Below are 12,988 nucleotides of genomic sequence, written 5' to 3'. Positions count from 1 at the left end.
ACCCGATGGCCGCATGAATCGCGGCGGTGAGGCCATGGAACGTCCTCCTTTCAACCTGGCGGCGTTCGCCGCGTGTCGTGCGTTCGGCGAGCGTGACAAGCACCACGCGGCCGCGCCGTCGTTCGGCGCGATCGCGCGGCCGTCCGCGATACGGGCATCGTTCATGCCGCTTGCTGCCCCGCGTGCCCGCCCCACTGCGCGGCGAGTGCCGCCAGCGCCGGGGAAATCAGCGGCTGCAGCGGCATGACGGGCATCAGCGCATGCATGGGATCGGGCAGCGTGGACAGTTCGCGCAATGCGTGAATGCGGCTCTCGCCGAGCGTGGGGGCCGGAAGCCGCGTCCCTGCGGCCATGGCGGGCCGCAACAGTGGCGCTCCGTCGATGCACTCGCCGTCGAGACCGACGCAGTCGGCGCTGATTCGCCCGTCCGGGCCGTATTGCCGGAACACCTGCTTGCGGCCGGGCAGCGTCGCCTTGCCCTCCGAGCGTTTGCAGCGCGCCCGGCCCGCATATTCGACGAGCTTGTACGCGCAGTCGAGGCACGGTGCGTCCGCCGACGTACTCATCTGCGTGCCGATCCCGAAACCGTCGATGGGCGCGTGCTCGCGGACGAGCGCCTGCAGCCGGATTTCGTCGAGATTGCCGCTCGCGAAGATCGTCGCATCGGTCAGGCCGCCCTGATCGAGAATCGCGCGAACGTTGCGCGCGTGCGCCGCCAGATCGCCGCTGTCGATCCGCACGCCCTTGATGCGCACGTTGTCGGGCGCGAGCCGCCGCGCAAGCTCGACGACCTTGTCCGCCGCGTGCTCGGTATCGTACGTGTCGATCAGCAGCAACGCGTTATCCGGCTGCGAGCGCGCGAAGTGCTCGAACGCGAGCGCTTCGTCGTCGTGTGCCTGAACGTATGAATGCGCCAGCGTGCCGTACACGGGAATGCCATAGCGCAAGCCTGCGAGCAGGGTCGCCGTACCGGAGAATCCGGCCAGGTAACTGGCACGCGCGGACAGCATCGCCGCCTCCGCGCCATGGGCGCGCCGCAGGCCGAAATCGACCAGCAACCTGCCGTGCGCGACGAGCGTGATGCGCGCGGCCTTGCTTGCGACCAGCGTTGCGTAGTGGAGCAGGTTCATCACCCGGCTCTCGACGAACTGCGCCTCGCGAAACGGCGCCGTGATCCGCAGGATCGGTTCGTCGGCGAAGAACACCGTGCCTTCCGGCATCGCGTCGACGGTGCCCGTAAAGCGGAAGCCGGCGAGCGATGCAAGGAAATCCGCGCGAAAGCGCCCGGTTGCGGCCAGTCGTTCCAGCGCGGCGGCCGTGAAGCGCAGGCCCTCCAGATAGTCGAGCACCGGTTCCAGTCCCGCCGCCATCAGGAATGCGCGATGCTCCGGCAGCGCCCGGACGAAGAACTCGAAGCTGGCCGCTTCGTTCATGCCGGCATCGAACGCGGCCTGCATCATCGTCAGCTCATACAAATCCGTCAGCAGTACGTCGTCGACGTCAGCATCCGGCGAGGATCCGTTCATCATGTGCCTCCCGCGTCGCCTGCGTGCCATCGTGCGGCCGGTACCCGGCCGCTCCGGTGCGGACAAGCGTCGCTTCGATCATTGCGGCGCCGGGCCCGGGCTCGACGGAACCGCGGTCCAGACGCCATTGCACGACGCGACATAGGGATAGTATCCGCGCGAGTCGTTTGCAGTAGTAGTACTACGCGCGTGCCGGTGGAAGCCGGCCGGGAGTGGGCTGCGGCCGCGTGTCATGGCGTCGCGCGCGCACGGGCGGCGCACCGCGCCGGTGTCGCGCCCGCCGCCATGTCGTGCACGGCGCGGCGCAAGCCGGACCGCACCGGATCAGCCGCGCTGCTTCTCCTCGAAATACGTCTGGCGGGCCGACACGAGGCGCAACTCGTCGAGCAGCGTCGCTGCCGCGCGCAGCAGATCGTCGAGCGAGACGACACCGACCAGGTCACCGTCGCCATCGACGACCGGCAGCCGGCGGACACCGTGCTGGCGCATCCGCTTCGCGAGCAACCAGATGTCGTCGTCGACGTTCGCGATCGACACGGGCGTCGACATGATGTCGCCGACGAACAGCGAGCGGGCCTCCGCGTCGGCGCCGACCACGGTGAGCACGATGTCTCGATCGGTCACCATGCCGACCGGCGCACGTCGTCCGTCCTGTTCACGTACGACGACCAGATCGCCGGTGTGCGCGTTGCGCATCATTTCAGCCGCCTCGACGACGGTTGTCCGCGTGGAACACATGGCGACATCGCGGGTGCAGAGCATCGCGGCATTCATGTTCATTCTCCCGGCCGGGGCGTAGCGGAACGTCGATCGACGTCCGTCGCCGCCCGAACCATCACGCAACGGAAACGTCCGCGCCGATGCGCACCGCATCGATCCGCGGTTCCCTCTCGAGCGCCTGCTCGACACCCTTCCTCGGCTCGCGGTCGCCTTTCATGGCCATCGGCTCGTGTCCGCATCCGATAAAGACAACGGTAGGTGCGACTTCGCCGCACGGAATTGATGCAGGTCAGCGCGACGCGCCGATCGATGTCGCCGCCATGACCGTGCGACACGCGGTCGTGAAGTCGACGTTGCGACCGTATCATGAACATGACAACGCGGTCGGCACGGAACATGTCGGTCCCGATCTGCGATCGACACGCGGGAACGTCGATCTTCGCGCCTGCCGGCCAATCGATATTGACGCGCGTCATGCGGCGGGCCCGGGCGATCGAAACAGTCGCCGATTCGTCCGACGCAATGTCGCCGAAACCGCATTCGCGTCGCGCGCGATCGGCAGGCCGGCGATCGGGACGACGCTGATTCAGGTCAACCCGTCGCCGCGCGATCGGGCGACAGTAGACGTGTCCGAATTCCCGGCGATTTCCGGCACATGCGCCATGTGGTACGACCTGATCGAACGGCAACGGCAATGGTTGCGGACGTGGGACGCGGCGGTGCGGTTCACGCGCGGTCTGTGGCCCGATGCCGCGTCGTCGTGCTACGCCGACCTGTTCGAACCCCTGCTCGACCTGCAGTCCGACGCGCCACGGTTCAACATTGATTCGGTCGACCTGGGCGGCCATCGCGTCGACGTCGACGAGACGATCGTCGCGCACCCACCGATTTGCGCGCTGCGCCGCTTCGCGCGCGCGGGTGCGCAACGCGTGATCCTGCTCTGCGCGCCGCTCGCCGGCCATGCGGCCGTGATGATGCGGGAGACGGTCGAGACCCTGCTGGCCGACGGCGACGTCTGCGTCACCGACTGGACCGATGCGCGCGACGTGCCGCGCGACGCGGGTCGATTCGGCCTCGACGAATACGTGTCGATGCTCGACCGCTTCATCGATGCGCTGCTGGACGACGCCCGGCCGCTGCACGTCGTCGCCATCTGCCAGGCCACGTTTCCGTCGCTCGGCGCCGTCGCGCTGCGCGCACAACGCGGGGCCGCGCTGCCGGCGAGCCTGACGTTGATCGGAGGCCCGCTCGATGCCCGCATCAATCCGAGTGCGCTCGGGACCGCGGCCCGGTCGCATTCGCTCGACTGGTGTCGCGCCACGCTGATCGACACGGTGCCGCGAGGCTTCGCCGGATACGGGCGGCAGGTCTTTCCGGCCTATCTGCAGCGTGCCGAGATCGCGGTCGTGTACCCGCAGCGCTACATGACGCTGGTCGAGCGCTATCGGCGCGCGGTGTCGAGCGGCGATGCCGACGCGCTCTCACGCGCGCGCCGGGAACTGCGCGAATACCTGACGCTCCTCGACATGCCCGCCGAGTACTTCATCGATACGGTCGACATCGTTTTCCAGCGCGCGTGCCTGGCAAACCGGACGTGGGACGTTCTCGGCCGGCGGGTCGACCCCGCCGCGCTGCGCGCGATCGTGATGCTCACCGTCGAAGGCAGGTGCGATGCCGTCACCGGTGCCGGCCAGACCCATGCGGCGCTGGCCATGTGCAGCGGCCTCGCAGCGGATGCGCGGCAACGCGTCGACGTCGACGATTGCGACCACTACGGGCTCTTTACCGGCGATCACTGGCGCATCGACGTGCATCCGGTGCTGCAGGCGACGTTCGCCCGCGCCGAAGACGGCCGGGCACGCTCGTGCGCGGCGTGACGCCGTCTTCAACCCGGTACGGTACGGTGCGGTCGTCCGACCATCCGGCCCCGTTCACGCCGGCGACGCATGTTCGCCATCTCGCGCATATCCAGCGCACGCGCCTCGGTAATGAATTGCACGCGCTTGGGCACCGACAACATGACAGGCGCCGACGGCAAGCAGGGAGCTCGCCGCCGCCGGGCCCCACGTGCCCGCCGCGTAGGGTCTTGGTCGCTGATCACGGGCAGGTTTGTCGAGGAGCGGTTGTACCCAATGCCACGCTTGCTCCTGTTCGTCACGTCGCACGAGGAGCGAGAGTCGCCCCTCGACTGCGTCGAGCAGCAACCTTTCGTATGCGTCCATCAATCTCGGCCCTCAGCGCAACGTAGGCTACGAGTGAAATGCGCGCAGCGCACCGAAATGATGTATCGGGTTTCAGCCTTCGACGAGATTCGCAAAGGACGATCGCAGCTTGGCAATGGCATTGCGCTCGCGCTCGGCCGTTGCCGCGGCGATGTCGTCGAATTCCGTCAGCCTGTCCGCATATGCATCGAAAGCTGCGTCAAGGGAGGTGGCGGCAGGGCCGCCGAATCGGTCGCGAACCGCGATGAAATGCTCGGGAGACACGATTTCCCGGAACGCCTGTTCATCGATTCCGGGCACGCGGCCACACGTCCGCGCGAACACATCCTGAAAGAACAGGTAACCTCGTTCGGCGAGACCGCTTTCGATCGATACCACGGCCTTTGCCGTGTGAGCGGCAATCTCGTGAGCCTGCCTGAACGACAGCCCTTCGACGCGCACGAGTGTATCGGCCAGCTCCGTCACCGTGATGCAGCTCTTCCCGATATTCGCTCGGACCTTATCCTCGTTGACCGTCAATACCTGCACGAATCCCGCAAGCAGATCCAGCACGCGGCCGGCGAGATCGAACGCGGTGTGACCTTGAGTGTGCGTTTCGCCCTCGCTGTCGTTCATGTCGGTAAACGGAGTGTTGTGCATGACGGTAAGCATCGCGTGCGAACGCGTCATCGCGTGTGATGCCAGCAGGCGCAGATGTTCGATCGGTACCGGGTTGCGCTTCTGCGGCATGATCGAGCTGATTTGTACGAATGCGTTCGGTACGTAGAGCTGACCGACTTCGAAGCTCGACCAGAACTGGAAGTCCTGAACCAATCGGCCGAGATGAAGCATCATCAGCTCAATTGCAGAGTACGTCGATGTCACGTAGTCGGCGGCTGCGATACAGCTGTATGAGTTTCTCAGCGGCGCAGAGAAGCCGAGAAGCTCTGCTACACGATGTCGGTCGATCGGAAATCCCGTCGTTGTAATCGCCGCGGCGCCCATCGGACACAAGTCCACGAGCTCCCTCACACCCTGCAAGCGATCGATGTCGCGCAACAGCACCTCGATTGCTGCCCCCAGGTAATGGCCGAACGTCGTCGGTTGGGCCGGTTGGCCATGCGTATAGGCGACGATCAAGGTCGCTTTCTCTCGCCGAGCCGTCGCCAGCAAGGATCGCACGAGCGAGCGCGCCTTGGCCAGCAGCTCGTCAATCCGCGGCTTCATGGCGAGCTTGAACAATGTGTGATCCATGTCATTGCGCGAGCGAGCGGTATGTAGCCGCCCCGCGATATCGACGCCGAGGCGCTTCTTCAACTCACCTTCAATAAGGAAAAAGAAATCCTCGACTTCTCCGGTGTATTTCAAGGCATCGATATCGAGTTCGCGCTCGATATCCTGGAGCGCGCGGCCGATGGACGATGCGGTGTCACGGTCGACGACACCCGTCTCCATCAGCATGACCAGATGCGCGCGGTCGACGCGTTGAAAGTTCCGGTGGTGCTGCTTGGCGCCTTCGAATAGCGGCGAAAGAACGGTCTTGGTATAGACCGGTGCGGGAAAGCGACTTGAGTCTTGAGTTTTCATGATGGTACCTCTTTGGAGCTGCGGCCCGCAGCCCGCTCTATTGGATGAAAGGGTTGGAGACGAGCGTGGCATTCGTCGCCCGGTTCCGGAATCCCGATATAGGAATCGAATCGGATCGCGCGAGAAACTCAGGATGCGATGCTGCGCACCCGTTCGATGTCCTGTCGGATCGTGCGGAGTCGCGTCAGGATCAGCACGCCACCGATGAAAAATAGGCTCGAGAAGATCGCAAAGCAGTTGCCGAGGCCGAACGGTTTTGCGAGCGCGCCGAACGTGATCGACGACACACTTGCGCCGACAACCCCAATCGCGAGCATCGTGCCAGTCGCTGTCGCTCGTGCGAATGACGGAATGACGTCGTGCAACGCAGCGTAGATGTTCGCGTCGTACGCGCCTTTGAAGAACCCGGCACCAACGAGGCACAAGACGGCGACTGTGACATTGCCGGATAGCCCCGCGCCGAGGACGAAGCCGGTTGCAATCAGGAGGCTTGCGCCGAGAACAATGAAGCGGCCTTGCACGAACCGTCGGGATATCAGGTCGCCCGTCACGCCTCCAGCGAGCACCGCCGCGAGGGCCGAGAGGTTCTGGATGCTCCCGAAGAATGCGGATACAGTCAGCGACGTATTGAACTGACGATAGAAATAGGTGGGCGCCCAAGTCCACAACGCGTCCGCCACGAAGTTCCCACAGAAGAACACGATGATCAGCAAGACAGCCGACGGGATCCCGAGAACGACGCGATACGTATTTGCCTGCACCTCGCCGTTCGTTGTGGCGCGTGCCGGTATCGCCTTGCCGTTTGTCATGTAGCGCCGGATGGCAAAATAGAGAACGGCTGCCCAGATGATCCCGAATGTGCCGTAACCGTAGAACGCCAGGTGCCACGTGTAGTGTTCAGCGAGATAGGCGACCGACACGGCGCCCACGAGGCCGCCGATGAAAGTTGCGGCCTGGTGAATCGACAAGGCAGTCGACCGTGAGCGATCGTTGTGGATGCCGCTGATCAATGCCGTCCCGGATGGGAAGTAGGACCCTTCGCCGAATCCCGTCAGCGCCCGCATCGTCAGGAATCCGATGAACGATGCCTGGATCGGACTCACGAGAATGCAGATGCTCCAGAACACCAGTCCGAACAGGATCGTATAGCCGCGCCCGAGCCGGTCCGCAATATAGCCTGTCGAGATACATCCGACGCCGTACAACATCTTGAATGCGACATTGAGCCAGCCGAGTTGAAGGTCGGTCAGATTGAAGGTGTGCTGCAGGGTCGGCATGATCGCCGTGACGACGGTCCGATCGGCGTAGTTGAGAAACGACACGACCGAGAGGAGCGCGAGAACGAACCACGCATAGGCGCCGCCCCGATTCGTCTGCAGCACTTGAGTGCTCGCGACGTTTCCGGCCAAGGGAGCGGCAATCTGTGCCGTTTCGAGTGATCCCGTGCGACGGGATTGGGAGTTGGTCGAGTTCATGTTTGCCACTCTCCCCTGTCAGAAGCGGTGAACGATGCCTACGCCAGCCGCAAACACGCGACTGCCGGACGAAGGCGTGCTCTGAGTGCCGTCGCCGACGGTCGCCGTCGCATCGATGACATGTCCGGCTCCAGCTGTGCCGAGCGTCTGACCGTTCGCGGTCTGGAACGCCTGGAGGGCATAGATGGCGGTGCGCTTCGACAAACTGTAATACTCGGCGAGGCTGAACTGCTGATATTGCGCTGCATGAGCCACACCGTTTGCCTTCGTGGCCCGGGTGAAGCTGTATCCGGCGGCCAGGTCCCAGGTCAACATCGGCTTGAAATGAAGGACCGCCCCGGCCGTGTTGAACGTCGCCGTGTTCGCGAAACTGGAGTGAACGCCCGGAATGTACTGAACATTCGAATACGATGCCGATACGTCCCAACGCGGCGAGAACGCGTAGCCGGCCGTCACGGCAATGCGCTGCTGCGCGGCGGCGGTCAGATAACCGTTCGTCACCGATGAAACGCCGATCTGTCCGCCCGACGTCGTGGTCGAATCTGCTCCCCATGCCCCACCGCCCGGCGTCGAATTGTTCACGCGCTGAACGGCGGCGGCGATCCCCATCGGACCAGCCTGATACTGCGCACCGACGCTCCAGGTGGAGCCGCTATTCAAACTGCCCGGGACGCCGCCCACCGAATACGAGCCGCTGAAAGTGAATCCATGAAGCTTCGGCGACGTATAGACCAGGGAGTTGTTAGCGCGATAGTTCGTATCAAGCGAATCCAGATCGCCGGGGTGTGCGCCGAAATAGCCGGTCAGCCAGGTAGTCGGACTATAGGGGGAAAGCATCGTGTAGTACGACGTGTACTGGCGTCCAGCAGTCAGCGTGCCGAAACGCGCATTCGTTATGCCCACATAGGATTGCCGCCCGAACAGGGCGTTCGCATATTGCTGGGCACCGGTATTGAGATTGAAGCCGGACTCGAGCTTGAAAATGACCTTCGTGCCTCCGCCCAGATCCTCGGAACCCAGCAGGCCGAAGCGGTTGCCGTTCCAGATGCCTGACGCGAATTTGATTGCCGAGCGGCCACCGGACGTTGTGCCGAGTGAACTTTGATTGTTCTGGTACACGATGCCCGTGTCTACGACACCGTAAAGGGTAACGCTGCTTTGCGCATACACGGGCAATACAGCGAGGACGCTCGCCGCTGCCACAGTCGATTTGAGGAAATGCATCGAGATGTCTCCGTATGTGATTCGTTCGGCCCGTTGCTCGTTGGCGTCGAGCCCAGCGCAACAAATCGACGTCGCTACGCGGCTTGCTCAATTGGCAGTACTAAGCTGACCTCGACCACGCGTGCGGTTTGGCGCCAATTTGCACCCTCGCCTCTCCTCTGGAGGGATCTGGTATCAGCCGCGCGACGATAATTTAAAGCGCTTGCGTATACTGTTCCGAAGGGATTTCGCTGTCAACGGCGAAAATTTGCCGTAAATGTAGGTGTTTACGCCAACATGTTTGCGGTCTCACTCATCGCGAGCATAGAAGGAATTAAAGCGCTTACCTGCTCGGTCGGCGCCACACGTGACACCGTTAGCTTTTTATTCGAAAAATTATTATTTTCACCGCATATAATTCTACATCTTGGCTGATTGGCGGTTGCACGGTTGGTGTGACGCGGCCCTTTGGGAACAAGCTCGCCATGCATCGCCGCCGGCCGGCGGCACGCATATGTCTGGCCCATTTATGGATGTCTGGCGCGTTCGGATCGAGGTCGGATGGTCGGATGCCTCGAACAGGATGGCCGTCACCGAGACGCTTACACGGTCACGCGAGGAGCGCACCTGGCGACTCGGCCATTTCAATGAATTTAAAGCGGTTACAATTGGCAATCGGACGAACGGAGTGCGGTACTCATGAGCAAAGGGAGAGTCGATCTCAAGACACTTGCGAACCATTTGGGGGTGTCTCAGGCGACAGTGAGCCGAGCTCTGGCCGGCCATACGCAAATCAGTGCAAAGACTCGCCAGCGAGTGGCTGAAGCGGCTGAAGCACTCGGTTATCGGCCCAATGAGGCCGCTCGCCGGTTGGCCACCGGGCGGACGAATGCGGCGGGATTGGTATTCCCGCTGGAACGGCTTTTGCTGGCTCAGACGAACTTTGTCGACGTACTGGCCGGTATTACGGAATCGCTCAATCACCAGCACTTTGATCTGGTCCTTGCGCCATTTGGTGAAGAAGGCGAGGAAGCAGTCATTCGCCGTCTTGCTGCGGCGCGTTCGATCGACGGAATCATCATCACCCGGGCCAGGGTCGACGATCCACGAGTTCCGCTACTCAAGTCGCTGGGCATGCCTTTTGTCGTTCACGGTCGCACGTCCACATGTGAGAACTACGCATTCGTTGACATCGACAACGAGGCAGTCTTCTTCAAGCCTGCGTCGTTGCTGCTGAGCCTTGGGCATCGACGAATCGTGATGCTAAACGGGCTGCCCGAATTCAGTTATGCTGCGGCGCGTTCGCGAGGCTTTTTGCGAGCCTATGAAGAACAAGGGTTACAGCCTGATCCCGCATATCAATTCGGTGTTGCGATGACAGAAGAATCCGGGTATGCCGTCGCCAGCGAGATGCTCGCCGCGCATCCAACCCCTACGGCATTCCTGTGCGGATCGGTGTTTCTTGCTCAAGGTGTTTATCGGGCGGCACACGACCGAGGACTCAAAATTGGTCGCGATCTCTCGGTGATCGCGCACGATGACAAGCTTCGGGGAATTCAAGCTTCGTCGTTTACGCCTCAATTGACGGCAACCGAAGTCGCAATCCGACGTTCCGGCGAACTCCTTGGCGAAATACTCGTGGATCAGATCGTCAATCCATCGGCACCCAGCACGTCCTGGCACCAGGTCACCTCCGTCGAACTCGTTGTCCGGGAGTCGATTGCGCGAGCGCAGGATTGAAACGCGCTGCCGGGGAGGCGACCAGGTTAAACGGGCAAGGCAGTTCGATCAGGTATTTGGCGAGCGTGTCAGGTAACGCTTCAACCTCCATCCGCTGCGCGCTCAGTGAGTGCACTTGCCATGGGTTCCGCCTCTTCTGGCAACAATTTCACCAATCCTGGCCGCCCCTCATCACCGCGCGTTCGCGAACAACTGCCCCACCACCCCGCGCAGCCAGCGATTGCCGGCTTCATGGTGATATCGCGAGTGCCAGTGCTGTCGAACCGCGAACCCCTCGACCTCGATCGGACAAACATGCACCGTCAGATCGTTGGTCTGGGCCAGCGTCTCGCCGATATGGCGAGGTAGCGTCGTGATCAGGTCCGTGCTCTGGACGATCGCGCCCAACCCCAGAAATCCGGGCAGCGCCAGCACGACCTGACGCTCGATGCGCTCGCGCATCAGCGCCTGGTCGAGCAGCTGCGCGCCCGTTCCGGCGGTAATGACCACATGGCCCTCGGACCGATACTGTTTCACGCCGAGGCGCGCGCGAATCCTCGGATGATGGCGATTGGCCAGGCACACCCAGTCCTGGTCGTACAGTTTCTGCTGATATATCCCGCCGCCCAGCCACGGCACATAGCCGATCGCGAGATCGGCTTCGCCCGACTCGAGCGCCCGTTCCGTGTTGCCGTCGATCCTCGCCGCCTCCAGCCGGACGCCCGGCGCCTGCGCGCGAACGTGCGCCAAAAGCCGCGGCAACAGCGTGACATGGCTCGCATCGGTCATGCAGATGCGAAACCGGCGCTGGGCTGTCGCCGGGTCGAACGCGATTTCCCAGGCCGCGAAACGCCGCAACGATTCGAGGATTTCCCGGCACGGGCCGATGAGCGCGTCGGCCTGCGGCGTCGGCGCCATGCCGCCGGGCGTTCGAATGAACAGCGGATCGTGCAGGTGTTCCCGCAAGCGTCCGAGCCAGATGCTGACCGTCGGCTGACTCTGCCCGAGTTGCTCGGCCACGCGGGTGACGCTGCGCGCGTCGTACAGCAGATCGAACAGCTGGAGCAGCTTCAGGTCGGGAAGATCGGTCGGCATCATGGAATCGTCGCATTATTGTCCATCGCAATGACGTCATTGTAGTCATTGCATTGCCAGCATGACGGGCGACTTCTATCGTGCAGCGATACATCAACACTGCATGACATCGGAGACACCCCATGAAGATTGCAATGCTGGGCGCCGGCGCGCTGGGCTGCGCGATTGGCGCCGCCCTGACCGAAGGCGGCCACGAGACCTGGCTGATCGCCCGCTCGCCGTCGCACGTCGGCGCGATGTGCCGCGACGGCCTCCAGGTCGACGATACGAGCGGATCCCGCCGCGTGCGCGTCCGCGCGACGACGCAGGCGGCCGACGTCGGCGTCGCGGATCTCGTGATCGTGCTGGTCAAGTCGTTCAGTACTGACGCGGCCATGCGCGGCGCGCAAGGGCTGATCGGGCCCGACACGCTCGTGCTGTCGCTGCAGAACGGCCTCGGGCACGAGGACATCCTCGCCGACGTCGTCGGCCGCGAGCGCGTGCTCGCCGGCAAGACCTACGTCGGCGGCGTGCTGCGCGGCGACGGACACATCGAATCCGGCGTGGCCGGCAAGCGCACCTCCATCGGCGAGCTCGACGGCCGCATCACGCCCCGCATACAGGCGATCGCCGACGCATTCAACGCCGCGGGCCTCGCGACGACGGTCAGCGACAACATCGTCGGCACGATGTGGGACAAGCTGCTGGTCAACGTCGCCACGGGCGCGCTCACCGGCGTCACCGGCCTGACCTACGGGCAGCTGTACGACGAACCGCTGCTGAAGGCGACGTCGCTCGCGGCCGTCGCCGAGGCGATCGCGACCGCGCAAGCGGCCGGCGTCAGGCTGTCGATGACGGACCCCGAGCAGGCGTGGACACTGGCCTCGGAAGGCCTGCCCGCCGCGTTCAAGACGTCGATGCTGCAGAGCCTGGAGCGAGGCGCGATGACCGAGATCGACTTCATCAACGGATCGGTCGTGCGCTGGGGGCAGCGGTACGGCGTGCCCACGCCGGTCAACACGACGCTGGTCGCGTGCATCAAGGGGATCGAGCGCGCGATGGCCGATCGCCAGGCGCAGGAGGCTGCCGCATGAGCGCCACGAAAGCCTATCTGGAGCACGTCGCCATCTGGGTGAAGGACATCCATTGGCATATCCGGTTCTTCGAGGACGTGCTCGGCATGACGATGCGCGAGGTGGACGGCACCGTCGACGCGCCACGGCAGTACTGGACGCTCGGCGGCCTGCAGTTCATCCATGCCCCTGGGTGGGACGGCCCCGAGGGCCGGCTCGGCCATCTGGGCGTGATGTGCGAGGACCTGGAGGCCGCGCTGGCCGCGGCGCAAGCGTACGGCGTCACTGAAATGCCGCAGGGGCGCAACTGGCTGCGCCTGCCCGACGGCCTGGCCGTCGAACTCATTCAGGCAACGCCCGCCTCCTGTGTCGCGCAGGCGCTGGCGATCAATCCGCGAACGGAGGCATGA

The 12,988-nt window shown here is 63.6% G+C and carries 10 protein-coding genes and 1 pseudogene; 4 read left to right on the top strand and 7 right to left on the bottom strand.

All coding sequences use genetic code 11. The features are described from left to right. Window positions 1–161 precede the first annotated feature (161 nt). Window positions 162–1,526, bottom strand: coding sequence for a nicotinate phosphoribosyltransferase (locus DIE06_RS08250; RefSeq protein ID WP_124661070.1), 1,365 nt, complete (start codon window positions 1,524–1,526; stop codon window positions 162–164). A gap of 324 nt (window positions 1,527–1,850) precedes the next feature. After that, window positions 1,851–2,300: a CBS domain-containing protein gene (locus DIE06_RS08245; RefSeq protein ID WP_124660974.1), complete on the bottom strand. Its 450-nt coding sequence runs from the start codon at window positions 2,298–2,300 to the stop codon at window positions 1,851–1,853. Between the two features lie 608 nt (window positions 2,301–2,908). Here DIE06_RS08245 and phaZ point away from each other — a divergent pair. Beyond that, the gene (gene phaZ, locus DIE06_RS08240) at window positions 2,909–4,123 is read left to right on the top strand and encodes a polyhydroxyalkanoate depolymerase (RefSeq protein WP_124661069.1); all 1,215 of its coding nucleotides are present in this window, start codon (window positions 2,909–2,911) and stop codon (window positions 4,121–4,123) included. A gap of 144 nt (window positions 4,124–4,267) precedes the next feature. Here the strand turns inward: phaZ and DIE06_RS38930 are convergent. The 4 genes and pseudogenes from DIE06_RS38930 to DIE06_RS08220 all read right to left on the bottom strand — a co-directional run. Next, window positions 4,268–4,468 (bottom strand): annotated as a pseudogene (locus tag DIE06_RS38930) (glucose-6-phosphate dehydrogenase); the annotation flags it as partial. A 72-nt stretch (window positions 4,469–4,540) separates the two neighbouring features. Continuing rightward, entirely contained in the window at window positions 4,541–6,034 is a 1,494-nt protein-coding gene (argH, locus tag DIE06_RS08230) for an argininosuccinate lyase (protein ID WP_124660972.1), read from the bottom strand. Window positions 6,035–6,162: 128 nt separating this feature from the next. Further along, complete coding sequence (locus DIE06_RS08225; RefSeq protein ID WP_124660971.1) at window positions 6,163–7,509, bottom strand: MFS transporter; 1,347 nt, start codon at window positions 7,507–7,509, stop codon at window positions 6,163–6,165. Between the two features lie 18 nt (window positions 7,510–7,527). Continuing rightward, a complete protein-coding gene (locus DIE06_RS08220; protein WP_124660970.1) occupies window positions 7,528–8,733 on the bottom strand; it encodes a porin in 1,206 nt (401 codons plus the stop codon). Between the two features lie 678 nt (window positions 8,734–9,411). Here DIE06_RS08220 and DIE06_RS08215 point away from each other — a divergent pair. Next, window positions 9,412–10,452 carry a substrate-binding domain-containing protein gene (locus tag DIE06_RS08215; RefSeq protein WP_124660969.1) on the top strand — a complete coding sequence of 347 codons (1,041 nt, stop codon included), beginning with the start codon at window positions 9,412–9,414 and terminating at the stop codon, window positions 10,450–10,452. Window positions 10,453–10,623: 171 nt separating this feature from the next. On the opposite strand, the gene DIE06_RS08210 is transcribed toward DIE06_RS08215, so the two are convergent. After that, window positions 10,624–11,529: a LysR family transcriptional regulator gene (locus DIE06_RS08210; protein ID WP_124660968.1), complete on the bottom strand. Its 906-nt coding sequence runs from the start codon at window positions 11,527–11,529 to the stop codon at window positions 10,624–10,626. A gap of 119 nt (window positions 11,530–11,648) precedes the next feature. Here DIE06_RS08210 and DIE06_RS08205 point away from each other — a divergent pair, with 119 nt between their 5' ends. Beyond that, window positions 11,649–12,599, top strand: coding sequence for a ketopantoate reductase family protein (locus tag DIE06_RS08205; protein ID WP_124660967.1), 951 nt, complete (start codon window positions 11,649–11,651; stop codon window positions 12,597–12,599). After that, the gene (locus DIE06_RS08200) at window positions 12,596–12,988 is read left to right on the top strand and encodes a VOC family protein (RefSeq protein WP_124660966.1); all 393 of its coding nucleotides are present in this window, start codon (window positions 12,596–12,598) and stop codon (window positions 12,986–12,988) included. The genes DIE06_RS08205 and DIE06_RS08200 overlap by 4 nt, the downstream gene beginning before the upstream one ends.

This window comes from Burkholderia sp. Bp8998 (assembly GCF_003854235.1).
In the GTDB taxonomy this organism is placed as follows: domain Bacteria; phylum Pseudomonadota; class Gammaproteobacteria; order Burkholderiales; family Burkholderiaceae; genus Burkholderia.
Note: the sequence above shows the minus strand (reverse complement) of the source record. Positions and strands in the feature narration are given on the sequence as shown.

What these genes read in the sequence shown, in the direction of transcription:
- DIE06_RS08250 (WP_124661070.1), bottom strand. Translation starts at nt 1,526, where the DNA reads ATGAACGGATCCTCGCCGGATGCTGACGTCGACGACGTACTGCTGACG.
- DIE06_RS08245 (WP_124660974.1), bottom strand. Translation starts at nt 2,300, where the DNA reads ATGAATGCCGCGATGCTCTGCACCCGCGATGTCGCCATGTGTTCCACG.
- phaZ (WP_124661069.1), top strand. Translation starts at nt 2,909, where the DNA reads ATGTGGTACGACCTGATCGAACGGCAACGGCAATGGTTGCGGACGTGG.
- argH (WP_124660972.1), bottom strand. Translation starts at nt 6,034, where the DNA reads ATGAAAACTCAAGACTCAAGTCGCTTTCCCGCACCGGTCTATACCAAG.
- DIE06_RS08225 (WP_124660971.1), bottom strand. Translation starts at nt 7,509, where the DNA reads ATGAACTCGACCAACTCCCAATCCCGTCGCACGGGATCACTCGAAACG.
- DIE06_RS08220 (WP_124660970.1), bottom strand. Translation starts at nt 8,733, where the DNA reads ATGCATTTCCTCAAATCGACTGTGGCAGCGGCGAGCGTCCTCGCTGTA.
- DIE06_RS08215 (WP_124660969.1), top strand. Translation starts at nt 9,412, where the DNA reads ATGAGCAAAGGGAGAGTCGATCTCAAGACACTTGCGAACCATTTGGGG.
- DIE06_RS08210 (WP_124660968.1), bottom strand. Translation starts at nt 11,529, where the DNA reads ATGATGCCGACCGATCTTCCCGACCTGAAGCTGCTCCAGCTGTTCGAT.
- DIE06_RS08205 (WP_124660967.1), top strand. Translation starts at nt 11,649, where the DNA reads ATGAAGATTGCAATGCTGGGCGCCGGCGCGCTGGGCTGCGCGATTGGC.
- DIE06_RS08200 (WP_124660966.1), top strand. Translation starts at nt 12,596, where the DNA reads ATGAGCGCCACGAAAGCCTATCTGGAGCACGTCGCCATCTGGGTGAAG.